Source organism: Pelomonas sp. Root405 (genome assembly GCF_001425165.1).
In the GTDB taxonomy this organism is placed as follows: Bacteria; Pseudomonadota; Gammaproteobacteria; order Burkholderiales; family Burkholderiaceae_C; genus Pelomonas.
The window spans coordinates 140,107-166,898 of record NZ_LMDU01000016.1 but is presented as its reverse complement, the minus strand read 5'-3'; the positions used below and the strand labels follow the sequence as shown (position 1 = coordinate 166,898).

Annotated in this window: 27 protein-coding genes and 1 pseudogene; 11 read left to right on the top strand and 17 right to left on the bottom strand. The window is 68.5% G+C overall.

What is annotated here, in order from left to right; all coding sequences use genetic code 11:
- Nucleotides 1-4 precede the first annotated feature (4 nt).
- Nucleotides 5-1,972, bottom strand: coding sequence for a hypothetical protein (locus ASC81_RS23560; protein ID WP_156392395.1), 1,968 nt, complete (start codon nucleotides 1,970-1,972; stop codon nucleotides 5-7).
- Nucleotides 1,973-2,063: 91 nt separating this feature from the next.
- Here ASC81_RS23560 and ASC81_RS23555 point away from each other — a divergent pair, with 91 nt between their 5' ends.
- Complete coding sequence (locus ASC81_RS23555; protein WP_056272948.1) at nucleotides 2,064-3,068, top strand: hypothetical protein; 1,005 nt, start codon at nucleotides 2,064-2,066, stop codon at nucleotides 3,066-3,068.
- Between the two features lie 30 nt (nucleotides 3,069-3,098).
- Here the strand turns inward: ASC81_RS23555 and ASC81_RS23550 are convergent, their stop codons facing one another.
- Nucleotides 3,099-3,893 (bottom strand): class III extradiol ring-cleavage dioxygenase, encoded by a 795-nt coding sequence (locus ASC81_RS23550; protein WP_056272945.1) that lies wholly within the window; start codon nucleotides 3,891-3,893, stop codon nucleotides 3,099-3,101.
- 91 nt (nucleotides 3,894-3,984) lie between these two features.
- On the opposite strand from ASC81_RS23550, the gene ASC81_RS23545 reads away from it, so the two are divergent.
- Genes ASC81_RS23545 through map form a run of 6 tightly spaced genes read left to right on the top strand, consistent with a single transcriptional unit; the run spans nucleotide 3,985 to nucleotide 10,301 of the window.
- On the top strand, nucleotides 3,985-5,295 hold the full coding sequence (locus ASC81_RS23545) for a hypothetical protein (RefSeq protein ID WP_056272942.1): 1,311 nt from the start codon (nucleotides 3,985-3,987) through the stop codon (nucleotides 5,293-5,295).
- Nucleotides 5,292-5,972, top strand: coding sequence for a hypothetical protein (locus ASC81_RS23540; protein WP_056272938.1), 681 nt, complete (start codon nucleotides 5,292-5,294; stop codon nucleotides 5,970-5,972). Before ASC81_RS23545 ends, ASC81_RS23540 begins: the two co-directional genes overlap by 4 nt.
- Before the next feature lie 2 nt (nucleotides 5,973-5,974).
- Nucleotides 5,975-8,791: an ATP-binding protein gene (locus ASC81_RS23535; protein ID WP_056272935.1), complete on the top strand. Its 2,817-nt coding sequence runs from the start codon at nucleotides 5,975-5,977 to the stop codon at nucleotides 8,789-8,791.
- Nucleotides 8,784-9,224, top strand: a complete 441-nt coding sequence (locus ASC81_RS23530; RefSeq protein WP_056272932.1) for a thioesterase family protein — start codon at nucleotides 8,784-8,786, stop codon at nucleotides 9,222-9,224. The genes ASC81_RS23535 and ASC81_RS23530 overlap by 8 nt, the downstream gene beginning before the upstream one ends.
- A 37-nt stretch (nucleotides 9,225-9,261) precedes the next feature.
- Nucleotides 9,262-9,513 carry a ParD-like family protein gene (locus tag ASC81_RS23525; protein WP_056272929.1) on the top strand — a complete coding sequence of 84 codons (252 nt, stop codon included), beginning with the start codon at nucleotides 9,262-9,264 and terminating at the stop codon, nucleotides 9,511-9,513.
- Nucleotides 9,510-10,301, top strand: a complete 792-nt coding sequence (gene map / locus ASC81_RS23520; protein WP_056272927.1) for a type I methionyl aminopeptidase — start codon at nucleotides 9,510-9,512, stop codon at nucleotides 10,299-10,301. The genes ASC81_RS23525 and map overlap by 4 nt, the downstream gene beginning before the upstream one ends.
- A 104-nt stretch (nucleotides 10,302-10,405) precedes the next feature.
- Here map and ASC81_RS23515 read toward each other — a convergent pair whose 3' ends face one another.
- From ASC81_RS23515 to ASC81_RS28000, 3 genes and pseudogenes are all read right to left on the bottom strand, one after another.
- A complete protein-coding gene (locus tag ASC81_RS23515) occupies nucleotides 10,406-10,822 on the bottom strand; it encodes a PilZ domain-containing protein (protein WP_056272924.1) in 417 nt (138 codons plus the stop codon).
- A gap of 100 nt (nucleotides 10,823-10,922) precedes the next feature.
- On the bottom strand, nucleotides 10,923-11,270 hold the full coding sequence (locus ASC81_RS28005; RefSeq protein WP_369820873.1) for an FKBP-type peptidyl-prolyl cis-trans isomerase: 348 nt from the start codon (nucleotides 11,268-11,270) through the stop codon (nucleotides 10,923-10,925).
- Between the two features lie 30 nt (nucleotides 11,271-11,300).
- A pseudogene (locus ASC81_RS28000) lies at nucleotides 11,301-11,645 on the bottom strand (FKBP-type peptidyl-prolyl cis-trans isomerase); the annotation flags it as partial.
- A gap of 115 nt (nucleotides 11,646-11,760) precedes the next feature.
- On the opposite strand from ASC81_RS28000, the gene ASC81_RS23505 reads away from it, so the two are divergent.
- A complete protein-coding gene (locus ASC81_RS23505; protein WP_056272919.1) occupies nucleotides 11,761-12,126 on the top strand; it encodes an ankyrin repeat domain-containing protein in 366 nt (121 codons plus the stop codon).
- A gap of 9 nt (nucleotides 12,127-12,135) precedes the next feature.
- Here the strand turns inward: ASC81_RS23505 and gluQRS are convergent, their stop codons facing one another.
- Together gluQRS and ASC81_RS23495 are read right to left on the bottom strand one after the other, a co-directional pair.
- On the bottom strand, nucleotides 12,136-12,996 hold the full coding sequence (gene gluQRS / locus ASC81_RS23500; RefSeq protein WP_056272916.1) for a tRNA glutamyl-Q(34) synthetase GluQRS: 861 nt from the start codon (nucleotides 12,994-12,996) through the stop codon (nucleotides 12,136-12,138).
- Nucleotides 12,997-13,004: 8 nt separating this feature from the next.
- A complete protein-coding gene (locus ASC81_RS23495; protein WP_056272915.1) occupies nucleotides 13,005-13,973 on the bottom strand; it encodes a LysR family transcriptional regulator in 969 nt (322 codons plus the stop codon).
- 99 nt (nucleotides 13,974-14,072) lie between these two features.
- Between ASC81_RS23495 and ASC81_RS23490 the strand changes: the two genes are divergently transcribed.
- Together ASC81_RS23490 and ASC81_RS23485 are read left to right on the top strand one after the other, a co-directional pair.
- Nucleotides 14,073-14,804: a pirin family protein gene (locus ASC81_RS23490; RefSeq protein WP_056272912.1), complete on the top strand. Its 732-nt coding sequence runs from the start codon at nucleotides 14,073-14,075 to the stop codon at nucleotides 14,802-14,804.
- A 29-nt stretch (nucleotides 14,805-14,833) separates the two neighbouring features.
- Nucleotides 14,834-15,388 carry a flavodoxin family protein gene (locus tag ASC81_RS23485; protein ID WP_056272909.1) on the top strand — a complete coding sequence of 185 codons (555 nt, stop codon included), beginning with the start codon at nucleotides 14,834-14,836 and terminating at the stop codon, nucleotides 15,386-15,388.
- On the opposite strand, the gene ASC81_RS23480 is transcribed toward ASC81_RS23485, so the two are convergent.
- From ASC81_RS23480 to ASC81_RS23465, 4 genes are all read right to left on the bottom strand, one after another.
- Entirely contained in the window at nucleotides 15,381-16,562 is a 1,182-nt protein-coding gene (locus ASC81_RS23480; protein WP_056272907.1) for a DUF1501 domain-containing protein, read from the bottom strand. The genes ASC81_RS23485 and ASC81_RS23480 overlap by 8 nt on opposite strands.
- 5 nt (nucleotides 16,563-16,567) lie before the next feature.
- Nucleotides 16,568-18,088 (bottom strand): DUF1800 domain-containing protein, encoded by a 1,521-nt coding sequence (locus tag ASC81_RS23475; protein ID WP_056272905.1) that lies wholly within the window; start codon nucleotides 18,086-18,088, stop codon nucleotides 16,568-16,570.
- 107 nt (nucleotides 18,089-18,195) lie between these two features.
- On the bottom strand, nucleotides 18,196-19,194 hold the full coding sequence (locus tag ASC81_RS23470; protein ID WP_056272903.1) for a sulfate ABC transporter substrate-binding protein: 999 nt from the start codon (nucleotides 19,192-19,194) through the stop codon (nucleotides 18,196-18,198).
- Nucleotides 19,195-19,270: 76 nt separating this feature from the next.
- Entirely contained in the window at nucleotides 19,271-20,245 is a 975-nt protein-coding gene (locus tag ASC81_RS23465; RefSeq protein ID WP_056273396.1) for a CysB family HTH-type transcriptional regulator, read from the bottom strand.
- 129 nt (nucleotides 20,246-20,374) lie between these two features.
- On the opposite strand from ASC81_RS23465, the gene ASC81_RS23460 reads away from it, so the two are divergent.
- On the top strand, nucleotides 20,375-21,250 hold the full coding sequence (locus tag ASC81_RS23460; RefSeq protein WP_235533753.1) for a dienelactone hydrolase family protein: 876 nt from the start codon (nucleotides 20,375-20,377) through the stop codon (nucleotides 21,248-21,250).
- Here ASC81_RS23460 and ASC81_RS23455 read toward each other — a convergent pair whose 3' ends face one another.
- From ASC81_RS23455 to ASC81_RS23430, 6 genes are all read right to left on the bottom strand, one after another.
- Nucleotides 21,251-21,850, bottom strand: coding sequence for an alpha/beta hydrolase (locus tag ASC81_RS23455; RefSeq protein ID WP_056272897.1), 600 nt, complete (start codon nucleotides 21,848-21,850; stop codon nucleotides 21,251-21,253).
- Nucleotides 21,851-21,854: 4 nt separating this feature from the next.
- A complete protein-coding gene (locus ASC81_RS23450) occupies nucleotides 21,855-22,073 on the bottom strand; it encodes a molybdopterin-binding protein (protein WP_056272894.1) in 219 nt (72 codons plus the stop codon).
- 754 nt (nucleotides 22,074-22,827) lie between these two features.
- On the bottom strand, nucleotides 22,828-23,889 hold the full coding sequence (locus tag ASC81_RS23445; protein WP_056273394.1) for a sulfate/molybdate ABC transporter ATP-binding protein: 1,062 nt from the start codon (nucleotides 23,887-23,889) through the stop codon (nucleotides 22,828-22,830).
- Complete coding sequence (gene cysW, locus ASC81_RS23440; protein WP_056272891.1) at nucleotides 23,889-24,770, bottom strand: sulfate ABC transporter permease subunit CysW; 882 nt, start codon at nucleotides 24,768-24,770, stop codon at nucleotides 23,889-23,891. The genes ASC81_RS23445 and cysW overlap by 1 nt, the downstream gene beginning before the upstream one ends.
- Complete coding sequence (gene cysT / locus ASC81_RS23435; RefSeq protein ID WP_156392394.1) at nucleotides 24,767-25,636, bottom strand: sulfate ABC transporter permease subunit CysT; 870 nt, start codon at nucleotides 25,634-25,636, stop codon at nucleotides 24,767-24,769. The genes cysW and cysT overlap by 4 nt, the downstream gene beginning before the upstream one ends.
- A gap of 130 nt (nucleotides 25,637-25,766) precedes the next feature.
- Entirely contained in the window at nucleotides 25,767-26,777 is a 1,011-nt protein-coding gene (locus ASC81_RS23430) for a sulfate ABC transporter substrate-binding protein (RefSeq protein ID WP_056272888.1), read from the bottom strand.
- Between the last annotated feature and the right edge of the window lie 15 nt (nucleotides 26,778-26,792).

Here is a 26,792-nt window from a genome sequence, read left to right as displayed (position 1 = left end):
CAGCTCAGGCCGTCAGCGCACGCACCAGCCGCTTGCCCGGCCGTGTCGGGTCGGCGGGCTCACCGGCTTGAAGCTGCGCCGCGCGGCGCCACGCGGCGCCGGCAATCGTGGCCAACGCATCGAGCGCCGTATGCTCGACGCCCTCCGTCGCGCGCCCATGGGCCACGGCATTGCGCAGAGCGCGGCCGTCGCTGACAAACCAGGCGGCGCTCGCATGCTGCTCGCCGAGCAGTCGCGTGACCAGCGCCTCCAGCGGCATGGCATCGCCGGGCATGCGGAAGCGGCCCAGCAAGGACTCGATCGTCGCGAAGTGCAGACCGGCGCAGGCATGCGTCGTGTTGAAGCGCCGATCAAAGCCCCGCCGATACAGCGACAGCGCGCGATCCAGATCGCCGTGGCCGCCCGCCCGGCGGTAATCGTCGACCGTGCGCCAGGCTGAAGCCAGCGGCGCGGCATGCGCGGGTTGCAGCGCCGTGGCCTCGTCGCGCTTGTGCGCCACGATCTGCCAGACCGATTGCCGGAGCACCGAGGGCTGCCGAAAGCGGATCGCCTTGCGCATCGCCACGGGGCCGGCCAGCGCCGGGTCGCAGAAGCCGTGCAAGCCGGCCAGGCGCAGGGCTGCCACCGCGAGGTCGCGTTCCTGCTGCAGCCGGGCCATGGCGCCAGCCGCGTCCTCGTCGTCGCCCGGCACGAGGAGGCACAGCGCGGCGATCTCGTCCTCCTGCGCGCGCAGGGCGCCGGCGAAGTCACGCGCGATGTCGCGCTCTTCCAGCATCAGCAGCTCATGGCCGGACAGTGACAGCAGCAGCCGGCGGCGCTCGTCGTCCAGCGCCAGCGGCTGGTGGTTCAGCAGCCCTGGCAGCGGTGCCCACATCAGCCAGCCTTCTTCGGGCGAGGCCAGCTCCGGCGCGACGATCGCGACCCTGCTGGTCCGCGCGCGCAACAGCGCCGGCGCGCAAGGCGGGGCGCTACGGGGCAGCGCCTCGCCCAGCGGCTGCTCGTCCAGGCGCGGCAGCAGATCGGCTACCGCCGTGGCGCTGGCCGTGGATTGGCGGTCCAGCGCAATGATGGCTGCGGCCAGCCAGGCGCCGCCGGCAGCGTCGTGCGGGCTCGGTGTCTCGCCGTGCACCGAGGCGCTGCGCGCCTTGTAGAGCGCGCGCGCACTCGCGCGGCTGTGCTGACGCTCGGCCTCGTCGCGCCCCAGCAGATGGCCCAGCCGGCGCTCCAAAGTGGCGGACAGGCCGCTGCGCGCTTCGGGCAGCAGCAGCGTTTCCAGCGCCATGGTTGCCAGCACCGTGCGCTCGGCAGCGCCCAGCAGTGGCGACGCGCATTCGGCCAGCGCATCCAGCGCCGGGCCCAGGCGCGCATCGACCGAGGTCGCGGCCGACAGGCGTTCCGTCCAGACCGCGGCTGCCTCAAGTTCTGCACTGTCGAAGTGCCGGGTGGGGAAGCCGTCGCTGATCAGGTACTCGATGTCGGCATCGCCGTGCACGCTGGCCACGCGCGAAGGCTGCTCTCCGCCGCTGAAGCCGAAGCCCTCGTCCGCGATGGCCAGCGTCAGCGACCAGCGCGGCGGCGGCAGCACGGCATCGGGCGCCTGCAGCAGCAGCGCCTGCCAGGCGGGCTGCACGGCGAGGTCGTGGAACCTGACGAGGATGTCCAACCCAAACTCCGTCAGCAGCGGCCAGGACCGTTCGGGCAGCTTCAGCTGCAAGCTGGAACTGCGTGCCTGCGGCTCGTGCAGCGCCACCACATTGGGCAGGCGGGCGCGCAGCACGACGCGCAGGAACACGGGCGCCATCGCCGCATAAGCCTTCTGGTGGTCCGAGAAGGCACCGACCGTGAGTGCATCGAAGACCTCGAAGGGCATGCGCCACAGGTCGCCGCCGGCAAACGGAACGCTGTCTGCGGCGATGCAGACCAGCGGTAGATGGGAGACGAGGACGATCTCGTCGCCGTTTGAGACGCTCACGGCAGCCTCCTTGGGCCAGAGTAGCCGCGTCATTCTGGCGCCGCAGCGCGCGCCTACGATGCGCCACGTCCACCCTGCTGGGGAGAAAGCCATGGATCTCGGTACCGTCGTCGCCGCCGCCAGCTCGTCGCTGGGCCTGTCGCTCGCGGGGGCCTACTGGCTCTCGCGCACGCTGGTGCAGCACCGCCTGACCGAAGCGCTGGAGCAGCGCAAGTCCGAGCTGTCGCGCCAGCTGGAAACCCACAAGCTCGGCCTCAGCCAGGACCTGGAGCGCACCAAGGGCCAGATCCAGCTGGAGCTGGGCCACGACAAGGCCTTGTTCGAAGCGGCGATCAAGCGCGAGGTCGATACCCAGCTGGGCCAGATGGCCGCGCAGCGCCAGTACGAGTACGAGGCCAGGCGCCGGCTCTACACGGCCATCGGGCCGTTGCGCTTTCAGTTGCTGCTGGCCTGCCGCGATCTGGCCGGGCGCATCGAGTCCTTTCACGCTCGCGAGCACTACCGCATCGACATCGCCAACTACTACGGCCGCAGCACGCTCTATCGCCTGCTGCGGCCGCTGTCCATTGCGGAACTGGTCGAACGGCAGGTCGGCGTGGCCGATTTCGCGGTGGACCCTTCAGCGGTCGTGTGCCTGCGCTTTCGGCGCACCATCACCCGCATCCTCAGTGGCGACGACCTGGTCCAAGGACTGCCTGGCGTCGATTGGAGCGGTCAGCACCAACATGTGTTCGCGGATTCGCTGTCGGCCTGCGCGCAGGCCCTCATCCAGCGCGAACTCAGCGGCGTCGAGCGCGTGCTGCGCTTCGATGAATTCACCGCCCGGCTCGACAAGGAGGGCTTTGGCTTCGTGTCCCCCTTCGACCACCTGCTGCACCAGCTGGAGGTCAGGTCCAAGCCCATCCTCTGGCTGCGCCTGGTCGCCTACGGTCATGCCTGCAACGCGTTGATCGACAGGCTGGGCCCTGGCCTGGACTTTGAGTCCAGGCCCTTTCCGACCACGGCCTTGCTGGCTGTGGTGGGAGACGCTTTCACGCCCGAGCAGTTGGCGGACCTATCCCGGCGCGCGCGCGACATCGAGCTTGTCGCGCTGTGAGGTGCGGCCGCGCCCTCGCAGGCGCTCAGCTCACCGGCCGAACCGGAAGCTCGATGCCGTCACGCCGCCCATGAAGTCGGTCTCGTGATAGTTGCAGCTTGCCGCCTCGCCTTCGGCCGCGCCAGCGGCCACCATCAGCGGCAATAGATGCTCCTCGCGCGGGTGGGCCAGGCGTGCCGCCGGAGCCCGGGCCCAGGCTTGCAGACGCTCGCCACGGCCGTCGGCCAGCGGCAGGGCCGCCTGCAGCCAGGCATCAAACGCTGCCGACGGCTCGCGGCCCGCCGCGCCGTAAAGGCGCAGGTTGTGGAAGCTGAAGCCGCTGCCGAGGATGAGCACGCCCTCGTCACGCAAGGGGGCGAGGGCGCGCCCCAGCGCCAGATGCTCGGCGGGATCGAGGCCGCGCTTCAGCGACAGCTGCACGACCGGCACGTCGGCGTCCGGATACATCGGCACCAGCGTGCAGAAGGCGCCGTGGTCGAAGCCGCGCTGCGCGTCGCGAGCAGCGGGCAGGCCGGCGGCCTCGATCAGCGCGGCGACGCGTTCGGCAAGCACCGGGTCGCTCGGCGCGGGGTAGACCACTTCATAGGTGTGGGCCGGAAAGCCGCCGTAGTCATAGAGCATGCCCGGCGCGGGCGAGGTCATCACCGTGAAGGCGTCCTCCTCCCAGTGCGCCGAGATCATCAGGATGGCCCTGGGCTTCTCAGGCAGCGTGGCCGGGAGCGCCTGCAGCGAGGCTTCCAGCTGGGCGTGCGCGCGGCGGTAGTCGCCGTCCATGAACGGCCAGGGGCCGCCGCCGTGGGAGAGGAAGAAGGTGGGCTGTTTCATGATGGCTTCAGCTTAGGCCGGCGCCGCCGTACCGAGGTTCAAGCGGGCTGCCGGCAGCGCTCAAAGCGGCTGAACTGATAATCCGCGCCCCATGTCCCAACCGACTCTGCCGCCCACCTCCCTGCCCGAGAGCGACGACGCCCTGCGCGTGGAGGACTACTTTCGCGACGGCAGCGCGCCGGCCGAGGCGCTGCTGTGGTGGCAGCTGGAGCACCAGGACGCGCTGCAGGCCGCCTTGCGCGCGCTGTTCCAGGGCTCGGCGGCGCTGACGCGGTTGCGGCTGTGGGTGTTCTTCGAGCTGATGGCGCTGCGCGAATCGCGCCTGACGCGCGAGGCGCTGAACCAGGCCTTCCATGTGCTGCGTGACGAGGCGCTGGACGGTGTACTGAAACGCTTCCGCGAGGCCGACCTGCTGGCCTGGGACGCCACCGCGCAGACCTATGCCGTCACGCCACTGGCCCAGCAGGTCGTCGGCCTGCTGCAGCCGCTGACGCAGGAGCAGTCGCCCGACGGTGACCTGGCCTCGCTGCTGGCCGGTGTGGCCGGCGCCCATCAGCTGGGCACCTTGCAGCCGGCGCAGCTGCAGCACTTGCTGGCCCAGCTGTCACGGCTCTACGACGAGTTCGCCGACGCCATCGCCAGTGGCAGCGAGTTCGCGCTGCGCCGCGCGCGCACCCGGTTCGAGAAGGCGCTGACGCTGGTGGACCGTGCCGGCGAGGCGTTGGGCGCCATCATTGCCCAAGCCGAAGCGGCCGGCGACGCGCGGCTGGAGCGTCTGGCGCGCGAGCTGGGCCTGGCGCAGGCGCGGCTGCTGGCGATGGCCAGCCAGTTCAACCGCGCGTTGCAGCAGGCCGACCGCCAGCGCGTGACGCTGGGCTCCACCGGCATCACGACGACGGACGTGCGCCGCTGGCTGCAGAGCCAGGGCGACCTGGCAGCGCTCATCAACGGCGCCTGGGAGCGGCCGGTGCATCCGGTGCTGGTGGCGCAGCGCGACCTCGTCGACACGGCCGAGGCCGAGTTCGAGCGCGACCGCCCCAAGCCGGCCGAGGCTGCCGCATTGCCGCAAGGCCAGGCCGCACCGACCGGCGAGCTGGCCGTCATGCAGCTGCCGCCGGACATGGATCAGATGCAAACCCTCTTGAGCGCCTGGGCGGCCGAGCCGGTCGAGCGCGACCTGGCGCCCGCCATCCTCGGCGACAGCTACGCCCGCTCCGCCTACCGCGCCCAGCTGCTGCCGCTGTTGGGCGACGCGCAGGCGCGTCACCTGAAGGGCGCCACCGGCGACATGGCCCGCCAGCCTTGGTCGGTCCGCTGGTCCGCCGACCAAGGCCCCGTGGACGACGAGTTCGTCAAATGGATGAGCCGCGGCGTCCTCACTCCTGAATCTCCTGCCACATGAGCCCACTCGACGACGCCCAGCAACTCGCCGCGCAACTGCTGGCCCGCCGCTGGCTGCCGCGCAGCCATCCCCTCGTGAAGCGCGCGCTGATCGACACCGAGCTGTGGAACCAGCTCGGCGCCCGCCTGGCCGGTGTGGGCCTGCAGCTGGTGGACAACGTGCATGCCGACCACATCTCGGTCGCGCTGCTGCGCCCGGCCGAGAGCGCCGTGTTCGGCGAAGCAGGCCTGGCCGCCAACAACAACCTCGACCTGCCGCGCGACGGCGTGGCGTTGCTGGTGGTGCTGTGGAGCCTGATCGTGCTGCCCAAGCGGCAACGGCAGGTCGCGCGCAGCGACGCCATCCATGCCGGCCAGGGCGAGTTCTTCGCCACCGACAAGCCCATGCCGCAGGCCGCCAGCGTCGCGCCGCTGATCAGCTACCGCAGCCTGCTGGCCGACTTCGGCGACCAGCTCGGCAAGAAGCTGCGGCTGGACACCAACCTGAAGCTGCTGGAGCGCCACGGCTTCGTCACGCGCCGCGGCGAGGACATTGCCGAGGGGCCGCTCTTGGACCTGCTGATCGACTACGACCTGCTGGCGCCGCGCATCCTCGACGGCGCTTTGGGCGACGTGTTGGCCCGCGCCGGCCACCCGCTGCCGCGCCCGCAAGAAGAACAACAAGATATCGACGACTGACCATGTTCCACCTGCAATCGCTCGAACTGCTGCACTGGGACTACTGCCAGCGCGTCACGCTGCCGCTGGACGGCGCCATCATCACCATCGCCGGCCCCAATGGCTCGGGCAAAACCACGCTGCTGGACGCGATGCGCACGCTGCTGGGCCTGGAGTGCTCGGGCGGCCGCACGTACAAGACCTACGCCCGTCACGCCAACGCCGAGACGGCCTGGCTGCGCGCACTGGTGGACAACCGCCCGCGCTCGCGCCAGAACAGCAGCCGGCCGTTCGCGTCGTCGCTGCTGTATGCCGACCAGGTAACGCTGGCCTGCCGCATCGAGCGCCATGGCGGCGACTGGGCGCGCCGCTACGTCATCCTCGACGGCGTGCACGAGATCGAGCAGCTGGCGGAGAAGGGCGACCGCGACTGGCTGGGCATCGAGGCGTGGAAGAAGCGGCTCGAAGCCGCTGGGCTGACGCGTGCCATCGGCCGCGTGCTGGCACTGGAGCAGGGGCAGACCGACCGGCTCTGCGAGCTGTCGCCCAAGGAGCTGCTGCGCCTCGTCTTCGAGGTGTTCGGCGACCAGGAGGTGCTGGACCGCTACGAGCAGGCGCGCAGCCACCAGCAGCACCTGGGCAAGGAGGTGGAGCAGGCCAGCGCCGAACTGGCTCACACGCAGGCCCAGCTCAGCGACCTGGCCAATCGCGTCAACAGCCACCGCCAGTACCAGCTCAAGGTGCAGGAGCGCGAGCGCCTGGCCACCGAGGTGCTGCCCGTGCTGCGCTGGAGCGAGGCGCGCGAGCGCATCGCCCGCGACGCGCGCGAGCTGCACCGCCAGCGGCTGTTCGCGTCGGGTGACGTGAAGGCGCTGAGCGACAAGCGCGCGGCGCTGCACAGCCTGTTCACGGCGCAGGAAGCGGCGAAGGAGCGGCTGAAGGCGCTGGACGGCGAGCGTCGTGAGGCGCGTGCTGCGTTCGACGCGGCGCGCGAGGCCGAACGGCCTGCCGAGGCGCTGGTCAAGCGCGAGGACGAGCTGAAGGCGCTGGCCGATGTGGAGGCCGATGCCGCCGCGCTGACGGCCAAGATGCAGGGGCTGGCCAGCGAGCGCGAGCGCCTGCGCGCCGACTACACACGCGCCAGCGACAAAGCCGCGCGTGCGCAGACCGCGCTCGGCGAGCTGAGCGGCAGGCGCCTGCCCCCGCCGCCGCCCGAAGTCACGCCGATGAAGCGCGCGCTGGACGACGCCGGCATCGCCCACTATCTGGTCGCCGACAGCATCGACATCGCCGACGAGACCTGGCGCGCTGCCGCCGAAGGTTTATTGCGCCCGTCGCGCTGGGTGGTCGTGCTGAAGCACCGCAGCGACGAGGGCCGCGCTTTCGACATCGCGGCGAAGCAACGCTATCGCCACTACGTCGTGGCGGACACCTCGCCCGTCACGCAGGCGCCGGCTGGCACGCTGCTGGCCGCGCTGAATGTCAGCGCGCCGCTGCCATCCTGGCTGGCGCGCCAGTTGAGCGGCATCCGCTGCGTCACGTCGACGGAAGAGGGCGCCCAGGTCGGCGGTGAATGGATCACGACCGACGCCTACTACCGCGATGGCCGCGGCGGCCGCAGCGTGTTCGTCGAGCCGCGCGACCACCAGTTCGGCGCTTCGGCGATCGATTCACGTCGCGGCGCGTTGGAAGCTGAGCTGGCCCGCTGGGACGGTGAGCTGAGCCGCATCGCCAAGGCGCAGGCGGAAGTCGAACGCCAGTTCAAGGATGTGCAGCGCGCGGCCGTGGGCCACAAGGCGGCACAGGAATTGAGTGAGCGCTCGGACGAGTTCGCCGAAGCCCGCGCGCGCCTGCCCGTGCTGCGCCAGGCGCGCGCCGAAGCCGCCTCGCGCATGAGCGCGCTGGACAGCGAGCACGACCGTGTGGTGCGCGAGTCCACGCGCAGCGAGCAGGCCTACGAAGGTGCGCAGATCGCGCTGAAGGACGGCGAGGGTTCCGCGGCCGGCCGCCTGCGCGAGCACGAGGCCAGGCGCGACGCGCTGCGCAAGGCGTCGCAGGAATCGCGCAAGCAGAAAGCCCAGTTCCCCAAGTCCTGGGTCACTTCGATCGCGCTGGCCGCGCTGCGCGACGAATTCGAGAATGCCCGCCAGGCCGAGATCCGCGCCCACCATGTGGACCAGGAACTGCAAGGGGGCCACTGGGAAGTCGATGCCAGCGTGGTGGACCGCCATGCCCGCATGGCCGCCCAGGTGCACGAGCAGGACACCCAGCTCAGCGACCGCCGTGCCAGCAACGAGTTGGCCCGCATCGCCGCCTTCAACGCCCGCGAGCGCTACATCGACGTGATGCGCGCCACCGTGCGCCGCTACAAGAAGAATGTCGCCGAGCTGGGCGAGCTGGCCGGCACGACGGCCGAGGCCGTGCTGCCGCACCTGGACAACGACGACACCGTGCTCGCGCAGGCGGGCCTGCACGTGAAGTTCAACTTCGACGGCAAGGGCGAGGTGGGCTTGAACGACGGCGAGGCCTCGGGCGGCCAGCAGGTGCTGAAGAGCCTGATCCTGCTCGTCGGCCTGATGAAGGATGACGAGACGCCGGGCGGCTTCGTCTTCATCGACGAGCCCTTCGCCCACCTGGATGTGCGCAACATCCAGCTCGTCGGCCACTTCCTGCGCAGCACCCGCGCGCAGTACCTGCTGACGACGCCGATCACGCACAACGTCGAAGTCTTCGAGCCCAGCGAGATCACACTGGTCACCAGCAAGAAGCCGCGCGGCGAACGCTGGGCGCCGCCCATCGCCGTGCTGGCACGGCGGCCCGAAGTCTCCGTGTATGACTGACTGGGACCACCCGTCGCCGTTCACGCTGGCGCTGACACCGGCGGCCGAGCACATCGACGGGCTGGCCCACACCAACAACGCCGTCTACGTGCAGTGGTGCGAACAAGCCGGCTGGGCGCACTCCGAGGCCCTGGGTTTGTCGCTCGACGACTACCGTCGCCTGGACCGCGCCATGGCCATCCGCGAGGGGCACTACGACTACCTGCTGCCGTCCTTCGAGGGCGAGGCGCTGGTGCTCGGCACTTGGCTGACGGCCAGCGATGGCAAGCTGACGATGGAGCGGCGCTTCCAGCTGCGCCGTGCGGGCGATGGCGTGACGCTGATGCGCGGGCGCTGGGCGCTGATCTGCATCGAAATCAGCAGCGGCAAGCCGAAGCGCATGCCGGCGGAGTTCCTGACCGTCTACGAAGGTGCACTGGTTGCCAAGATCTGAATATACGTTTCGTATACGAATCGTATATAGTCACGGCATGGGAATCGTCAAAATCTCCGATCCGATGCATGAGAGCCTTCGCGTTGCGAGCCAGGCCTTGTCGCGCTCCATCAACGCCCAGGCCGAGCATTGGATGCGCATCGGCATGCTGGCCGAACTGCACCCGCAGCTGAGCCACAGCGAGATCTGCCAGTTGCTGATCCGCGCCGAGCAGGAGGGCGGGCTGGACCTGGCGCGCCTGGCGGGCTGGGCGCAGCAGCCTGCGAAGGCCAAGGCGGTGCGGGCATGAAGAGCCTCAAGCTGCGCAGCCCCGAGGAGGTCGCCAAGGCCCGCGAGGCCGGGCACCTGATCGCCGAGGTGCTGGCCATGCTCAAGCCGCACGTCGTACCCGGCGTGACGACCGAGGAGCTGGACGACATCTGCCGCGAGTACATCGTCAACACGCTGAAGTGCATCCCGTCCAACGTCGGCTATCACGGCTACCCGAAAACGGCCTGCATCTCGCCCAACCACGTCGTCTGCCACGGCATCCCATCAAAGGACAAACGGCTGAAGAAGGGCGACATCGTCAATGTCGATGTGACGTTGACCAAGGACGGCTGGTTCGGCGACAGCAGCCGCATGTTCATCGTCGGAGAGACCAACGTGCTGGCACGCCGGCTCGTCAACACGACCTACGAGGCACTGCGCGCCGGCATCCGCCAGGTGCGTCCGGGTGCGACGTTAGGGGATGTGGGCTTTGCCATCCAGCAGGTCGCGCACGCGGCCGGCTTCAGCGTCGTGCGGGAGTACGGCGGCCACGGGATCGGCGACGTCTATCACGACGAGCCGCATGTCAACCATTTCGGCCGCCCGGGCGAGGGACTGAAGTTGCAGGAGGGCATGATCTTCACGATCGAGCCGATGATCAACGCCGGCAAGCCTGGCATCCGCGAGCTGAACGACGGCTGGACGGTGGTGACCCGCGACAAATCGCTGTCGGCCCAGTGGGAGCACATGGTGACCGTGACCGCCGACGGTTTCGAGATCCTGACGCCGTGGCCGGATGGGCTCGGCGACTATCCGGCGATCGACTGAAATCCCCGGCTTGGCATTTGGGGTCGAGCGCCGCCGTCCCAAGCCGGCCCCGATGGCGATGTGCTTGCCGGTCAACCCGGCAAGCATCGCGAGGCGCCAACAGCTCAGGCCAGCGCCGTCATCCGCTCCACCAGCACGCAACGGACCCACTTGCGCGCGGTGATCTGCGCCGTCTGTGCGAGCAGGAACTCCTCAGCTTCGGAGTTGGGCGTCTCGAACTCGAAGCCGCCGAGCTGCACGATGCGGCTCAGCGGCCGCGACCAGGCGCGGCGCACGTCGGCGGTGAACAGGGGCACGCCTTCGTCCTCGCCGAGCAGCAGCCGCAGCTCGTAGTGCTGTGCGTCCAGCGGCGGCTCGGCCGCCGCCAGGATCTGCAGGCCGGCCTCGCTGAGGTTGACGACCACGCCGCCGCGCTCGGCGGCCAGGCCTTCGGGCTTGATGACCCAGACCGGCAGTTGTTCGTGCTGGTCGGGCACAAGGAAGAACTCCACGCGGGGGAAGCGGCGTTGGTCAATCGACATGATGAGATCGTGCTGCGTTAACGGACTGGATCAAAGCATCTGCGAATGACAGGGGCTTGTCAGCCCTGTTTCGTCGCTCGAATGTGGTTCGGTGAAGGCCTCAGACGGCCAGCAAATCGACTTCAAAAAGCAGTGTCGCGTTCGGCGGAATGACACCGCCCGCGCCGTGGGCACCATAGCCCAGCTCGGGCGGCAGCACCAGCATGCGCGTGCCGCCGACCTTCATGCCCTGCACGCCCTCGTCCCAGCCCTGGATCACCTCGCCGCCGCCGAGGCGGAACTTGAAGGGCTGGCCGCGGTCCTTGCTGGAGTCGAACTTCTTGCCGCGCATGCCGTCCTTGTAGAGCCAGCCGGTGTAGTGCACCGATACGCGCTGCCCCTTGGTGGCCTCGGCGCCTTCGCCGACGACACGGTCCTCGTACTGCAGCCCGCTGGAGGCCGTGTGCAGATTCAGCTCGACGTTCTCGGGGCCGCCGGCCAGGCCGAGCAGCTCAACCTCGAAGCAAAGCGTCGCGTTCGGCGGGATGACGCCGCCGGCGCCGCGCGCGCCATAGCCCAGCTCGGCCGGAATGAGCAGCGTGCGCTTGCCGCCGATCCTCATGCCCTGCACGCCTTCGTCCCAGCCGCGGATGACCATGCCAGCGCCCAGCTCAAACTCAAAGGGCTCACTGCGGTCCTTGCTGGAGTCGAACTTGGTTGTCTTGGCGCCATCGACCCAGAGCCAGCCCGTGTAGTGGACGGTGACGTCCTGGCCGGCCTGGGCCTGCTTGCCGTCGCCTTCGACGGTGTCTTCGAATTGCAGGCCGCTGGGCGTCGTGTTCATGGAGCTTTCCTTGAGTTGGCGAAAGCCGCGATTGTCGCCGCGCGGCCAATGCCCAGTGCGGGGCAGGCGGCATGCCTATAGAGTGCGGCGTCTCTCAATCGAGCAAGGACGAACGATGCCAGCAGGCGGGAACTGGAAGGAGATGTACCAGGCGGGATGCGAGGGCGACGTGGGGCTGGTCGAGTACCACGTGAAGTGCGGCGTTGACGTCAACTATGCGCACCCCGAATTCCTGTCCACGCCGCTGGTGGCGGCCATCCTGGCGGGGCAGCAGGATGTGGCGCTCTTCCTGCTGGCGAACGGCGCCAATCCGCACCTGCCTTCGGAATTCGACGCCGCCACGCCGATGCAGGCGGCCATCCGTGTCGGCCTGACCAAGGTGGAGGACAGGCTGCTTGAACTGGGTGTGGCGCGGCCGGCCGCTGAACCCGAGCGCCGCAGCTGGTTCGCGCGGCTATTTGGCAGCCGCGTGCAGGCCTGACAGCACCCGCTAGCGGCGCGACTGCACGGTCCGCCATTGGGCCACGGCCTCGGCGAGCAGGTCGCTCGCACCACGCCCGGCGGTGTCGATCACCAGGCCCAACCGGCTCGCGGCCTCGTGCAGGCGGGCCGCCGGATTGGCCAGGTCCAGCGCCGCCGCTCCGTTCTGCTTTGACAGCTTGTGGCCATCCTCGGCCAGCACCAGCGGCGTGTGCAGATAGCGCGGCGTGGGCAGCCCCAACGCCCGTTGCAGCGCGATCTGGCGGGGCGTGTTGTCGGCCAGGTCCTCGCCGCGGACGATGTCGGTGATGCCCTGGTCGGCGTCATCTGCGACGACGGCGAGCTGGTAGGCCCAGAGGCCATCGGCGCGCTTGAGCACGAAGTCACCGACTTCGGTCTCGAGATTTTGAGACTGAGCACCCAGCCGGCGGTCCTGCCATTCGACCGAACCCTTGACGCGGAATCGCCAGGCGCGCGCAGCGCGGCCTTTCGTGCCGTGGCGGCAGGTGCCGGGGTAGACCAGCTCACCATGCTTGGGCCGCGGCCCGGCTGCGGCGGCGATCTCGGCGCGCGTGCAGGCGCAGCCATAGGCCTGGCCCAAGGCGATCAGCCGGTCCAGTGCCGCCTGGTAGAGCTCGCCGCGGCGGGATTGCCAGACGGGCGGCTCATCCGGCCGCAAGCCCAGGGCCGCCAGCTGGCCGAGGATGACGTCGTCCATGCCCGGTGGGCAGCGCGGGCCGTCGACGTCCTCGATGCGAACCAGCCATTGCCCGCCATGCGCGCGGGCATCCAGCCAGCTGGCCAGCGCGGCCACCAGCGAGCCGGCGTGCAGCGGGCCGGTGGGCGAGGGCGCGAATCGGCCTCGGTACATGGCGCCTCCTAGAGCAGCAGGCCTTCGTGCTGCTCCAGCAGCGCGCGCTGCGTGGCAGACCCGCGCAGCTTGTCTATCCACCAGGCCAGCGCCTTGCCCGGTGCCTGCCCCGTGTCACGCCAGGCGTAATGCATCAGCCCGGTGCGCCGGCCTTCGTAGGTCGCCTTGCGCACCAGGCGCCCGGCGTCGATGTGGCGGCTGACCATGGGAACCGGCAGCGAGCCGCAACCCAGACCGCGCATCAGTGCCTCCAGCTTGGTGGCCAGCGACGGCACCGTCAGCACGTCCTGCCCGGGCAGCATGCCGACGGTGATGGGCGCCAGCAGGCGGGCGCTGTCGGCGACGGCAATGATGCGGTGCTCGGCGATCTGGCTGGCGCTCAGCGGCTCCGGCAGGCCGGCGAGCGGATGGTGGGGCGCGATGCAGAAGGCGAACTCGAGTTCACCGGCCAGCTCGCAATGGATGCTGCTGTTCTGCAACTGGCTCGGCACGCCGATTGCCACGTCGGCCTGACCATGCAGCAAGGCCTCCCAGGTGCCGGCCAGCACTTCCACACGCAGCTTCAGCCGGGTCGGCGGCGGGCCGCCCCCTTCGGTCGTCTCGGCATAGAAGGCCTCCATCAGGTCGAACAAAGCGCGGCGGGCGACGGCGTCGTCCACGGCGATGGTCAGTTCGCTCTCCCAACCGGTGGCGATGCGGCGCACGCGGTTGGCCACGGCGTCCAGCTCCTGCAGCAGGCGCCGTCCTTCCACCAGCAGCTCCTGGCCGGCGGCGGTCAGCACGGCCTGGCGCGAGCTGCGGTCGAACAGCAGCACGTCGAGCGCGTCTTCCAGCTGGCGCACGGAATAGGTCAGCGCCGACGGCACCCGGCCCATCTCGCGGGCAGCGGCGGCAAAGCTGCCGGTGCGGGCGATGGTGTCCATCATCGACAGCGCTTCGGGGGTCAGCGCGCGGCGCTTGTCCTGTGATTGGCTCATGGGTTCAGTCTATTTGAACGGTGTCCTCAGAGCCGCTTGACGATGGCCGCGGGCCCGGCTCCTACATTGACTTCATCGCAACGAAGCAAGGAGCAAAGCATGACCACCCAACTGATCAAGTCCAGCGACCGCGGCTACGCCGACCATGGCTGGCTGAAGTCTTTCCACAGCTTCTCGTTCGCCGATTACTACGACCCGGCACGCATGGGCTTCGGGCCGCTGCGCGTCATCAACGAGGACAAGGTCGCTCCTGGCAAAGGCTTCGGCACGCACGGCCACCGCGACATGGAGATCATCAGCTATGTGCTCTCGGGCGAGCTGGCGCACAAGGACAGCATGGGCAACGGTGAAGCGGGTGCAGCCAACGCCGGCGTCATTCGGCCAGGCGATGTCCAGCGCATGAGCGCCGGCACTGGCGTGATGCACAGCGAGTTCAACAACGCCAAGGAAACGACGCACTTCCTGCAGATCTGGATCCAGCCCGACCATCGCGGCATCGCGCCCAGCTACGAGCAGAAGCATTTCGACGCCGCGTCCAAGCGCGGCAAGCTGCGCCTCGTGGCGGCCAACGACGGCGAAGCGCAAGCCCAGGGCGCGGTGACCATCCACGCCGATGCGAAGCTTTACGCCGGTCTTTTCGACGGCGCTGAACAGGCCGAGCTGGCGCTGGCGGACGGCCGCCTCGCCTACATCCACGTCGTTCGCGGCTCCCTTAACGTGAATGGACAAGACCTGACGGCGGGTGATGCCTTGCAGGTTCGTGAAGCATCGCGCCTTGCCTTGACCGCGGGCCGCGATGCCGAAGTGCTGGTGTTCGACCTGGCCGCCTGATTTTTCCCGTCCCACTTGAGGAACTCACCATGAGCAAGATCGTCGTTCTGTACCACTCCGGCTACGGCCACACGAAGAAGGTCGCCGAGGCCGTCGCCGGCGCGGCGGGTGCCGAGCTGATCGCCATCGACGCCGAGGGCAACATCACCGAGGCCGACTGGGCCTCGCTGGCTGCAGCCGACGGCGTCATCTTCGGCACGCCGACCTACATGGGCGGCCCGAGCTGGCAGTTCAAGAAGGTGGCCGACGCTAGCAGCAAGCCCTGGTATGCCCAGCTCTGGAAGGACAAGATCGCGGCCGGCTTCACCAACTCGGCCACGCTGAACGGTGACAAGGGCAGCACCATCCAGTACCTGCATGCGCTGAGCCAGCAGCACAGCATGATCTGGGTCGGCATGGGCATGAAGGCGCCCAACCACAAGGCCGCCACGCGCGATGACATCAACAACCTGGGCGGCTATGCCGGCCTCATCACGCAGACGCCCAGCGATGCGTCGGCCGAGGAGATGGTGCCGGGCGACATCGCCACTGCCAAGGTGTTTGGCGAGCGGGTGAAGGCGGTCGTCGAGCGCTGGACTAAATAAGTCCCAGATCGCGTGCACTGGCGCCCGGGAAGACCTGGGCCAGTTGCGTGTCGTTCAGGCCGTACATGCGCCTGAACAGGCCGCCGAGCACCGCGCGGTACTCGTTGAGCACCGGCCAGTCGCGGTTCTGATGCAGCGTGGCGGCCTTCACCTCCACCTGCTCTCCCGCAATGCGACCGCCGCGCACGCCACCGCCCAGCACCCAGTAGGCGCTGCCGTGGCCGTGGTCGGTGCCGCGGTTGCCGTTCTCGCGGAAGGTGCGGCCGAACTCGCTGACGACGACGACGACGGTGTTGCGCCACTGCGGCCCCATCTCGTCGGCGAACAGCGCCAGGCCCCGGCCCAGTTCGCCCAGGCGGTTCGCCAGCTGGCCGGTCGCGCCGCCCTGGCCCACGTGCGTGTCCCACCCGCCCACGTCGATGAAGCCCAGCGTCACGCGCTCGCGCATCAGCCGGGCGATGCGCCGGGCTTCCAGCGCGAAGCCCTTGGGCGCGATGGCGCCGCGGCTGGCGGCTTCCATCTCGGCGGCCTTGTCGCCGGCCATCTCGCGTGACACCTCCTCCCGCACCTCGAAGCCGCCGCGGACCGCCCCGTGCAGCCGGGTGCCGGCGTACATGCTGGCGATGACCTCGGCCTGCGTCGCGTTGATGCCGGGCTTGTTGACGTCGCGCAGCGCCTGGTTGGCCACGGGGCGTTCGCCGCGCAGGATCAGCGGCACCTGGTCGGTGAAGGCCATCGCCTCCAGGCGGGTGCTGCTGCCCAGCACCGTGGCGAGCCGGTTCATGAAGCCACTGCGGAAGTCGCGGCTGCCCTGCTCGGGCTGCCCCAGCTCGATGTGGTCCTGCGTCTCGAAGTGGCTGCGCGAGGTGTCCTTGCTGCCGGCAAACGGCACGAAGGCCGCCTGGTTCTTCAGCCACAGCGGGTGCAGGCTGTCGGCCACGGCGGGAGCCAGGCCCCAGCTGGCATCCAGCGGCAGCGCGGCGACCTTGGCGATGGCGATGTTGGGCCGGGCCTCGTAGTAGAAGCTGGACGACGTGGGCACCAGCAGGTTGGCCGCGTCGTAGGCGCCGCGCAGGAAGACGACGAGCAGGCGAGGCGTTTCCGGCGCAGCAGCCCAGAGCTGCAGGGGCAGCGCGGCGCCGAAGCCGAGGTGAATCAGATGGCGGCGTTGCATCGAGGTCACCTGTGCATGAAGTCGGGGGAGGCCAGCAGGTAGGTGTTCCATTCCTGCGGCGATGTGGCCTGGGCCAGTGCCTGCTGCGTCGCGGGCGCAAGGCGCGGCGCGATGCCGTCGTAATACAGCGGCTGCGCGAGCTGCGGGAAGGCCGGCCGGTCCTTGGCCTCGCCCTCCACCTTGAACAGCCCGGCGCTGCCGCTGCCGATGGCGCGCGCGATCTCGAAGCGCGTCGCCATCTGCCCCGGCCCGGCCCAGGCGTTCTCGTCCATCGGATAGCCGTCGGGTGTCTGGCGGTTGTAGGGCGCCTGGCCCAGGCGGTAGAGCCAGCCGATCATCGGGCCCGTGTTCAGCACCATCTTGTCGGCATAGGCCAGCCGCACGGCGGAGACAACGTAGTGCGTCGGGCTCTTGAACTTGGCGCCCAGCGAGGCCTCGAACTCGGGCGACTGCACCATCGCGCGCATCACGTCGGCGATGCGGCCATCGGTCTGCCGCCAGCGCTCGGCCATCCGCTCGACAAGTGCCGGCGCCGGGTCGTCGGCGACGAAGAACTGGGCCAGCTTGCCTGACACGTGGCGGGCGGTGCTCGGGTGTTTGGCCAGCAGGTCCAGCACTTGGTCCAGCTCGGCTTCACCCTCGCCCTTGACGGTGATGCCGAGCAGCGCCTTGTCGCCGAAGTCATGCCGTGCGGGGTTGAACTCCACCAGGCCGGCACGGCGGTAGCGGGCCTCCTGCTCGGGCTTGAGTCTGGGCTTGTTGTCGGTCAGGTTCACGCCAAGGCCGGTCAGCACGCGGGCCAGCTCCTGCACGTCACGCTGGCTGTAGCCGCCACCGACGCCCAGCGTGTGCAGCTCCAGCAGCTCGCGCGCGAAGTTCTCGTTGATGCGGTTGGCGGCGTTCTGCTCGTTGTCGAGGTAGCGCAGCATGGCGGGGTGTCGTACCGCGTAGCCGAGCAGCTCGCGAAACGACCCGAGGGCGCGAACTCGCAGGCCCTGCTCGTAGTCGCCCACCATGACGCGCAGGTTGTGCTTGAACTGGTGGACGTTGAAGTGGTTGAACCAGAACCAGGTCAACTGCTCCTGCACCTGGTTGGGCGAATACAGCGCATGCAGTAGCGCCCGCGCCGAGGCCTCGCGGGCCAACTTGGTCAGCGCCTGCTGGTAGTTCTTCTGCGCGTCGGCCTTGGCCGCGTCGTCGGTCACCGCATCTGCTGCCTTGCGCTGAACCTCCATGCGCTGCACCAGCGGCAGCAGTTCCACCTGCGTGATGGACAGGGCATCGATCTGCGATTGCGCGGCGGCCGGCAGCGCTGCGGGGTTGCGCGGCTGCAGCTGGGCGTCCAGCCAGCCCGCCCGGCCAAGGCTGCGAAGCGCCGCAAGGTCGGTGCTGCTGGCGCCCCATGTGAGACGGTCCAGCCAGAGCGTGTCTCGGGCTGGACCGTGTGCCGTTGCGGCGGGCTGCGGGGTGGTGGCGCAGCCGAGCAGGCTCAGTAGGAGGGCGGTGCTGACGGCGAGGCTTCTCATGGCAGCCTCGATGATGAGGCCGCCCGGCGTCAGCTGTCGAGGTCAGGTGGCGCGGAGAAACAAGACTTCACATCCTGCCGCACCGCTGCCGGACCCGCTGGAAGGCGTTACTTGCTGGAGTAGATCTGGTCGAACACGCCGCCGTCATCGAAGTGCGCCTTCTGCGCCTGGCGCCAGGTGCCGAAGTACTCGCCCAGCGTGAACAGCTTGACCGGCTGGAACTGCTTGGCGTACTTGGCCGCGACCTTGGCGTCGCTCGGGCGGTAGTAGTTCTTGGCTGCCAGCTCCTGGCCTTCGGGGCTGTAGAGGTAGTCCAGATAGGCCTGCGCCTGCTTGCGGGTACCCCGCTTGTCGACGACCTTGTCCACGATGGCCACGGGCGGCTCGGCCAGGATGGAGACGCTGGGCGTGACGATCTCGAACTTCTCGGGCCCCAGTTCCTTGACGGCCAGGAAGGCTTCGTTCTCCCAGGCGATCAGCACGTCGCCGATGCCGCGCTCGACGAAGGTCGTCGTCGAGCCGCGGGCGCCGGAGTCCAGTACCTTGGTGTTGGCATAGATGCGCTTGACGAAGTCTTTGGCCGAGGCGGGCGTGCCGCCGTTCTGCAACGCATAGCCCCAGGCGGCCAGGTAGTTCCAGCGCGCACCGCCGCTGGTCTTGGGGTTGGGAGTGATGACCTCGACGCCGCTGCGCGCCAGGTCGGGCCAGTTGTTGATCTTCTTCGGGTTGCCCTTGCGTACCAGGAAGACGATGGTCGACGTGTAGGGGCTGGCGTTGTTGGGTAGGCGTTTCTGCCAGTCCAGCGGCAGCAGCTTGTGGTCGGCCACGGCGTCGATGTCATAGGCCAGGGCCAGCGTGATGACGTCGGCCTCCAGGCCGTCGATCACCGAGCGCGCCTGCTTGCCGGAGCCGCCGTGCGAGGCCTTGATGCTGACGGTCTCGCCCGTCTTGGCCTTCCAGCTGGCAGCGAATGCCTTGTTGAAGTCCTGGTAGAGCTCGCGCGTCGGGTCGTAGGAGACGTTGAGCAGCGAGGTTTGCGCTGAAACGGAAAAGGCAGCGCTGGTGGCGGCCAGGGCGAGCGACAGAGCGGTGAGAAGGCGGCGCATGATTCTTGGAGTTGGGGTGAGGCGCTTCACTCTAGGGACGGGGGGCAGCGCGGGCAAAGAAGGAGTTCGCACAAGCTCATGCGGCTTTTGACCAGGCGAGCACGGGCTCGCGGCCGGTGTCGTGCCCGGCCGGCAGGTCGTGACGCGCTGCGTCGACAACCTCGCGCTTCAGCGGTGACGCGAACGTCTGGATGAACTCGTAGACGTAGTCGCGCAAATAGGCGCTGCGCCGCATGGCCAGGCGCGTCATGTTGTCGGCGAACAGGTGGCGTGCGTCGATGGCGCGCAGATGGCGGTCGCGCTCCTCGTCGAACGCGATGGCCGCGACGATGCCCACCCCCAGGCCCAGTTCCACATAGGTCTTGATGACGTCGGCGTCCATGGCGCTCAGCACGATGTGCGGCGCCAACTGAGCTGCGGCAAAGGCTTCGTCGATGTGCGAGCGGCCGGTGTAGCCGGGCTCGTAGGTCACGATGGGGAACTGCGCCAGGCGCGCCAGCGTCAGCGGCCCGTCGAGCAGCGGATGGTCGGGCGGCACGACGACCGAGTGCGTCCAGCGGTAGCAGGGCAGGGCGACCAGCTCGGGGTACTGCGTCAGCGCCTCGGTCGCGATGCCCACATCGGCCTCGCCGTCCAGCAGCAGCCGCGCGATCTGCTGTGGCGAGCCCTGCTGAAGGTGCAGGCTGACGTCGGGGTGATGGGCGCGGAAGTCGCGCACGGCGGGCGGCAACGCGTAGCGGGCCTGGCTGTGCGTGGCGGCGATGCGCAGCCGCCCACTGCCGGCCTGGGCGAAGTCGTCCGCAGCGCGCTTGAGGTTGTCGGCCTCCTGCAGCAGCCGCTCGATGACCGGCAACACATGCTCGCCCGGCTCGGTCAGCCCGGTGAGGCGCTTGCCGACGCGCACGAAGAGTTCGATGCCCAGTTCATCTTCCAGCTCGCGGATCTGCCGGCTGACGCCCGGTTGCGAGGTGTGCAGGGCCTGGGCCACCTCGGTCAGGTTGAAGCCGCGGCGCTGGGCTTCGCGGACGGAGCGGAGTTGCTGGAAGTTCATGCGGCGCGATTCTGGGAACTGCGCCGGCATCTGTCGTCGAACCATTCGCCATATGGTTATTCAATCCTTGCGCAGTCGCGCCGCTGCGGTGCCCCCTAAAGTCGGCAGTCCTTCAACCGGAGCATGTGCATGAACGAACCGATTCCGCCCCAGGCCTGGCCCCTGTTCGACCGCTATGTGCACGGCGACCTCAGTCGCCGCGGATTCCTGGAACAGGCTGCCACCTTTGCCGGCGGCCCGGCCGGCGCAGTGGCCTTGCTTGCCGCGCTGAGCCCGAACTTCGCGGCCGCCCAGCAGGTCAAGCCGGACGACGCGCGCCTGGCGACGCGGCGCCATACCTTCCCCTCGCCGGACGGCAATGGCCAGGTGCAGGGCTACATGGTCAAGCCGTTCAACGCGACGGGCAAGCTGCCGGCCGTGCTCGTCGTGCACGAGAACCGGGGCCTGAACCCGCACATCGAGGACATCACCCGCCGCGTGGCGCTGGCCGGCTATGTGGCCTACGCGCCCGACGCGCTGACGCCGCTGGGCGGCTACCCGGGCAATGAGGATGATGCGCGCGCGTCGTTCGCCAAGCTTGATGTGGCCAAGGCGCGTGCCGACATCGTCGCCAGCGCCCGAGGGCTTTTGACGCTGGCAGATGCCAACGGCAAGCTCGGCGTGGTCGGCTTCTGCTGGGGCGGTCAGCTTTCCAGCCATGTCGCCACGCAAGTGCCCGAGCTGGCCGTGGCCGTGCCCTTCTACGGCGGCGCGCCCGCGCTGGACGATGTGCCGCGCATCAAGGCGCGCCTGCAACTGCATTACGCCGCCAACGACGAGCGCGTCAATGCCAGCTGGCCCGCCTATGAAGCCGCATTGAAGGCGGCCGGTGTGCGCTACGAGCAGTTCACCTACCCGGGCACGCAGCACGGCTTCCACAACGACACGACGCCGCGCTATGACGCGGCGGCGGCGCAGCTGGCGTGGGAGCGCACGCTGGCAGCGTTCAAGGCGGCGTTGTCCTGATCAGACGGCGAACGCCCATTCGCTGAACTCTGCATGCCGCGGCCGCTGCTGTGCGGCGGCGCGCGCACGGGCTGCTTCGATCCAGCTCTTGGCGAGTGGCAGCGGGCCGAAGCCGGCTTCCGCATTGATGTGGCCGACATTGCCGAGGTTGCTGTAGCTGGCGCCCCACCGGTGCGCCCAGCGTGCGGCGCTGGCGGCGCTCATCCAGGGGTCCGTGCTGCTGGCGATCAGTCGAGAACGACGCGACAGGCGCTGATGCGGCAGCGCCTCCGCGATGCCGAACTTGTCGGGTTCGGCGGGGGCCACTAAGAGCGCCTCGCGGATGGGTGAGTCCGGTCGGTCGGCCAGGTGTCGGGCCAGTGCCAGGCAGCCGAAGCTGTGCGCAACGGCGAGCCATTCGCCCTGTTCATGTGGTGTCGCGGCGATCTCCAGCGTGCGCTGGATGCGCTCGGCCCAGCGCTCCAGTTCAGGTCGGCTCGGATCGCGCTGCGTGACACGGCGAGCGTCGCGGTACTGGCCTTGCAGCCAGGTCTGCCAGTGGGTCGGGCCGCTGTCGTGCAGGCCCGGGATGATGAGGATGCGCGGGGCCTTGTAGCTCATGGCGTCAGAGCGTCGCGATCGACACCTCGGTGGACTTTACAAGCGCGACGACTTCGCGGCCGACTTCGAGGTTCAGGTCCTTGACCGAGCGCGTCGTGATGACGGAGGTGACGATGTCGCCGTTGCGGGTGAGGACGTCGACCTCGGAGACGACCGGGCCTTCGATGATTTCCTTGATGGTGCCGCGGAACTGGTTGCGGACGTTGATGGCGGTGATGCTCATGGCTGGGCTCCTGGATGGGGAGTCGCCAGTGTGCTCAGCGTGGTTAGGTTACGGAACGAATGAAATTGAGCGTGGGTATGCGGTGGGCGAGCGAAGGACTTTGTGATTGCATTTGTGGGGCGGTGCGCCTCATCGCTGCATTGCCGGGAGCCCGTCCCGGCGGCCGGGTAACTTTCTTCTGCGGGGCCAGAAGAAAGTCACCAAAGAAGAGGCCCTGAACCGCACATGATCGCGACGCCGCGAAGAGCGGCGCGCGAAAACCTCCGCTGGCATTGCGCCGATACCCGACCCGCTGCGCTCTCGCTGCTGTCCCTGTGAAGAGCGCCATCCATCGCCCCTTCACGCCCGTTAACGCCGGCTGCACGCCGGGCTCACCAAGGAATGCCAATGCGGCGTCGCTCGGGCGACGCCAGTGGGGTTGAGCGCGACCCGTCGCGTCGCCCGAGGGACGCTGTCTTCGCATTCCTCGTGAGCCCGGCGTGCAGCCGCGCGTTAAGCGGCCGTCTGCGGCAATGGATGGTGCTGGTGACAAGGACAGCAGCGAGAGCGCAGCGGCTCGCGTCGGCGCGAACGCCCAATGGCTGTCGCACGGCGTAGCTCGTGCATGTGGTGCTGGTGTGCGGTTCAGGGCCTCTTCTTTGGTGACTTTCTTCTGGCCCCGCAGAAGAAAGTTACCCCGCTGCCGGGCGGGACTCCCGGCAATGCAGCGAGTCCAACCGAGGCTCCGACGAGCAACCGCTGTCTACCGACGACCTCAAATCCCCGCCCCAGCCTCAAACAAACTCAACCTCGCCGCACTCAACCTCACCCGCTGGCCGCTCTGCAAGCGCAACCCGTCCGCCTCCGCCCGCGTCAGTTCTGCCTCCAGCGGCTGCCCATCCGGCCCGATCAACTCGACCCGCGCGCTCGCGCCGAAGGACAGTACCCGCTCCACCGTCGCCGCCAAACCTGGCGCCGATTCATCCGTCAGGATCTGCAGCTCATGCGGTCGCGCGTAAGCCTGCACTTCACCGCCACCCACGTTGGTACCGGCGCCCGGCAGCTGGTGCTCGCCCATGTGCAGCACGCCGCCCCGCGCATGGCCCACGAAGCGGTTGACCGCGCCAAGGAAGCCGTAGACGAAAGGCGTCGCCGGGCGCTCGTACACCTCCTGCGGCGTGCCGACCTGCTCAACGCGACCGTGGTCCATCAGCACGATGCGGTCGGCCACCTCCAGCGCCTCGTCCTGGTCGTGCGTGACGAAGATGCTGGTGATGTGCAGCTCGTCGTGCAGCCGGCGCAGCCAGCGGCGCAGCTCCTTGCGAACCTTGGCGTCCAGCGCGCCGAAAGGCTCGTCCAGCAGCAGCACGCGCGGCTCCACAGCCAACGCCCGCGCCAGCGCAATGCGTTGGCGCTGGCCACCCGACAACTGCGGCGGGAAGCGGTCGCCCAGCCAGTCGAGCTGCACGAGCTTGAGCAGCTCGGTGACGCGCTTCTTGATCTCCGGTTCCGGCAGGCGCTGCTTGCGCGGCTTCACGCGCAGGCCGAAGGCGACGTTGTCGAACACCGTCATGTGGCGGAACAGCGCGTAATGCTGGAAGACGAAGCCGACCTGGCGTTCGCGCACATGCGTGTCCGACGCGTCCTGGCCGTCCAGCAGCACGCGGCCGCGGTCGGCGGTTTCCAGGCCGGCAATGATGCGCAGCAACGTCGTCTTGCCGCAGCCCGACGGGCCCAGCAGCGCGACCAGCTCGCCGCGCGGGAACTCCAGCGAGACGTCACCCAACGCGGTGAAGTTGCCGAAGCTCTTGTGGATGTTCTGGACTTCAATACCCATCATTCGCCCCTGTGCGACTGGCTGGCGCGCCACTCGATGAATTGCTTGATCACCAGCGTCACCAGCGCCAGCAGCGCCAGCAGCGACGCCACCGCAAACGCGGCCGCGAACTGGTATTCGTTGTAGAGGATCTCGACGTGCAGCGGCAGCGTGTTCGTCAGCCCGCGGATGTGCCCGGACACGACCGACACCGCGCCGAACTCGCCCATCGCCCGCGCATTGCAGAGGATGACGCCGTACAGCAGGCCCCACTTGATGTTGGGCAGCGTGACGCGGCGGAAGGTCTGCCAGCCGCTGGCACCCAACACGGTGGCGGCCTCTTCCTCGTCCTTGCCCTGCGCCTGCATCAGCGGGATCAGCTCGCGGGCGACGAAGGGGAAGGTCACGAACACGGTGGCGAGCACGATGCCGGGCACGGCAAAGATGATCTTGATGTCGTTCGCCTGCAGCCACGGGCCGAACCAGCCCTGCGCGCCGAAGATCAGCACGTACATCAGGCCGGCCACGACGGGTGAGACCGAGAAGGGCAGGTCGATGAATGTGATCAGCAACTGCTTGCCGCGGAAGTCGTGCTTGGCGATGGCCCAGGACGCGGCCAGGCCGAACACGAGATTCAGCGGCACGGCAATGGCCGCAGCAATCAGGGTGAGCTTGATGGCCGAGAAGGTCTCCTCGTCGGCCAGCGACGCGAAGTAGACCTCCCAGCCCTTGCGCAGCGCCTCGGTGAAGACAGCCACCAGCGGCAGCAGCAGGAAGATGGCGAAGAAACCCAAGCCCAGCGCCAGCAGCGTGAAGCGCACTGCGGGCGATTCGCGCGTGGCGGGGTTGTCCTGATACTTGGCGCGCGCGCGTGCCGGCGCGAGGTGAAGTGCGGTGCTCATTTGCGGCCACCCCGTTGCGAACTCCAGGCCTGCAGGCCGTTGATGACGAGCAGCAGCACGAAGCTGACGATCAGCATCACCGTCGCAATCGCGGTGGCGCCCACGTAGTCGTACTGCTCCAGCTTGGCGATGATCATCAGCGGCGTGATCTCGCTGACCATGGGGATGTTGCCGGCGATGAAGATCACTGAGCCGTACTCGCCGACGGCGCGCGCGAAGGCCAGCGCGAAGCCGGTCAGCAGCGCTGGCAGCAAGGTGGGCAGCACGACATAACGGAAAGTCTGCCAGCGCTGGGCGCCGAGCGATGCGGCCGCTTCCTCTAGCTCGGTTTCCATGTCTTCCAGCACCGGCTGCACCGTGCGCACGATGAAGGGCAGGCCGATGAAGATCAGTGCCAGCAGCACGCCCAGCGGCGTGAAGGCAATCTTGAGACCGGCCTCGCCGAACAGCGGGGCCAGCGCGCCGCCGGGGGCGAACAGCGAGCCCACCCAGCCGTTGGGCGCATACAAGGCCGTCAGCGCAATGCCGGCGACGGCGGTCGGCAGCGCGAAAGGCAGGTCGATCAACGCGTCGACCAGCTTCTTGCCCGGGAACTCGTAGCGCACGATGCACCAGGCCAGGATGAGCCCGAAAAACAGGTTGATGAAGGCGGCGATCAGCGACGCGCCGAAGCTCAGCTTGTACGACGCCATGACGCGAGGCGACGTGGCCGCTGCCCAGAAGACATCGAAGCCGTGGCCCGATGACTTCACGAACACCGCGATCAGCGGGATCAGCACGATCAGCGACAGGTAGAACAGCGTGAAGCCAAGCGTGGGCGCAAAGCCGGGAAGCACGCGTCGTCTTCCCAGAGAGAACAAAGCCATATCGTTTTTTTCTAGCCGTGTTGGCCGCGGCGGAGAGAAATGCAACCACAGAGGCACAGAGGCACAGAGCAAGACCTGAACTCTGCGTTTCTCTGTGCCTCCGTGTCTCTGTGGTTGCGTTTGAGTTCGCTCAGCGTTTGATGCCTGCCATGACTTGGTCAAAGCTGCCGCCGTCGGCAAAGTGCTGCTTGCTCACCTTGGCCCAGCCGCCCAGCGTCTGGTCCACCGTGAACAGCTTGATGTTGGCGAAGCGCTGCTGATGCTTCTTGAAGATGGCCGGGTCGCGCGGGCGGAAGTTGTTCTTGGCGATGATTTCCTGCGCCTCCGGGCTCCAGTGGAAGTCGAGGTAAGCCTTGGCCAGCGCGGCCGTGCCCTTCTTGGCGCTCACCTTGTCGACCAGCGCCACCGGCGCATCGGTTTCGATGGAGATGCTCGGGTTGACCTGCTCGAAGTTGCCCTTGCCGAACTCGTTCTCGATCAGCTCGACCTCGGCCTCGAAGGTCACCAGCACGTCACCGATGCCACGCTGGGTGAAGGTCGTCGTCGCACCGCGGCCACCGCCGTCCAGCACCGGCACGTTGGTCAGCACCTTGGTGACCAGTTCCTTGGCCTGTGCCTCGCTGCCGCCGTTGGCGATGACGCTGCCCCAGATGGCCAGATAGCTGTAGCGGCCGTTGCCGGTCACCTTAGGGTTGGGCAGGATGACCTGCACGCCCGGGCGGGCCAGGTCGGCCCAATCCTTGATGCCCTTGGGGTTGCCCTTGCGGACCAGGAAGGTCATCGTCGACGAATAGGGCGCCGCGCCGTTCGGGAAGCGGCTGCGCCAGTCGGCGGGCGTCAGGCCGGTGGTGGCGAGCTGGTCCACGTCGGTGGCCTGGTTCATCGTCACGACGTCAGCCTCCAGGCCGCCGATGACGGCGCCAATCTGCTTGCTGGAGCCACCGTGGCTCTGATTGACGGAGACGGCCTGACCCTTGGCCTTCTGCGCGGCAACGAAGGCGGGGTTGATCTGCTTGTAGAGCTCGCGGGCAACGTCGTACGAAACGTTCAACAGCGTCGGGTCGGCAGCAAGGGCAGGCAGGGCGGAAGTGGCCGCGATCAGCGCGACGACGGCACGGCGGGAGGGCAGAAAGGCGGGCATGGGCTGAGCTTCGGG

Coding starts and splice junctions, on each gene's coding strand:
- ASC81_RS23550 (WP_056272945.1), bottom strand. CDS start 3,893: ATGAAACAGCCCACCTTCTTCCTCTCCCACGGCGGCGGCCCCTGGCCG.
- ASC81_RS23490 (WP_056272912.1), top strand. CDS start 14,073: ATGACCACCCAACTGATCAAGTCCAGCGACCGCGGCTACGCCGACCAT.
- ASC81_RS23530 (WP_056272932.1), top strand. CDS start 8,784: ATGACTGACTGGGACCACCCGTCGCCGTTCACGCTGGCGCTGACACCG.
- ASC81_RS23465 (WP_056273396.1), bottom strand. CDS start 20,245: ATGAACTTCCAGCAACTCCGCTCCGTCCGCGAAGCCCAGCGCCGCGGC.
- ASC81_RS23495 (WP_056272915.1), bottom strand. CDS start 13,973: ATGAGCCAATCACAGGACAAGCGCCGCGCGCTGACCCCCGAAGCGCTG.
- ASC81_RS23430 (WP_056272888.1), bottom strand. CDS start 26,777: ATGCCCGCCTTTCTGCCCTCCCGCCGTGCCGTCGTCGCGCTGATCGCG.
- cysW (WP_056272891.1), bottom strand. CDS start 24,770: ATGAGCACCGCACTTCACCTCGCGCCGGCACGCGCGCGCGCCAAGTAT.
- ASC81_RS23515 (WP_056272924.1), bottom strand. CDS start 10,822: ATGTCGATTGACCAACGCCGCTTCCCCCGCGTGGAGTTCTTCCTTGTG.
- ASC81_RS23470 (WP_056272903.1), bottom strand. CDS start 19,194: ATGCGCCGCCTTCTCACCGCTCTGTCGCTCGCCCTGGCCGCCACCAGC.
- ASC81_RS23450 (WP_056272894.1), bottom strand. CDS start 22,073: ATGAGCATCACCGCCATCAACGTCCGCAACCAGTTCCGCGGCACCATC.
- ASC81_RS23455 (WP_056272897.1), bottom strand. CDS start 21,850: ATGAGCTACAAGGCCCCGCGCATCCTCATCATCCCGGGCCTGCACGAC.
- ASC81_RS23460 (WP_235533753.1), top strand. CDS start 20,375: ATGAACGAACCGATTCCGCCCCAGGCCTGGCCCCTGTTCGACCGCTAT.
- cysT (WP_156392394.1), bottom strand. CDS start 25,636: ATGGCTTTGTTCTCTCTGGGAAGACGACGCGTGCTTCCCGGCTTTGCG.
- ASC81_RS23485 (WP_056272909.1), top strand. CDS start 14,834: ATGAGCAAGATCGTCGTTCTGTACCACTCCGGCTACGGCCACACGAAG.
- ASC81_RS23525 (WP_056272929.1), top strand. CDS start 9,262: ATGGGAATCGTCAAAATCTCCGATCCGATGCATGAGAGCCTTCGCGTT.
- ASC81_RS23535 (WP_056272935.1), top strand. CDS start 5,975: ATGTTCCACCTGCAATCGCTCGAACTGCTGCACTGGGACTACTGCCAG.
- ASC81_RS23545 (WP_056272942.1), top strand. CDS start 3,985: ATGTCCCAACCGACTCTGCCGCCCACCTCCCTGCCCGAGAGCGACGAC.
- map (WP_056272927.1), top strand. CDS start 9,510: ATGAAGAGCCTCAAGCTGCGCAGCCCCGAGGAGGTCGCCAAGGCCCGC.
- ASC81_RS23475 (WP_056272905.1), bottom strand. CDS start 18,088: ATGAGAAGCCTCGCCGTCAGCACCGCCCTCCTACTGAGCCTGCTCGGC.
- ASC81_RS23505 (WP_056272919.1), top strand. CDS start 11,761: ATGCCAGCAGGCGGGAACTGGAAGGAGATGTACCAGGCGGGATGCGAG.
- ASC81_RS23540 (WP_056272938.1), top strand. CDS start 5,292: ATGAGCCCACTCGACGACGCCCAGCAACTCGCCGCGCAACTGCTGGCC.
- ASC81_RS23555 (WP_056272948.1), top strand. CDS start 2,064: ATGGATCTCGGTACCGTCGTCGCCGCCGCCAGCTCGTCGCTGGGCCTG.
- ASC81_RS23480 (WP_056272907.1), bottom strand. CDS start 16,562: ATGCAACGCCGCCATCTGATTCACCTCGGCTTCGGCGCCGCGCTGCCC.
- gluQRS (WP_056272916.1), bottom strand. CDS start 12,996: ATGTACCGAGGCCGATTCGCGCCCTCGCCCACCGGCCCGCTGCACGCC.
- ASC81_RS23445 (WP_056273394.1), bottom strand. CDS start 23,889: ATGGGTATTGAAGTCCAGAACATCCACAAGAGCTTCGGCAACTTCACC.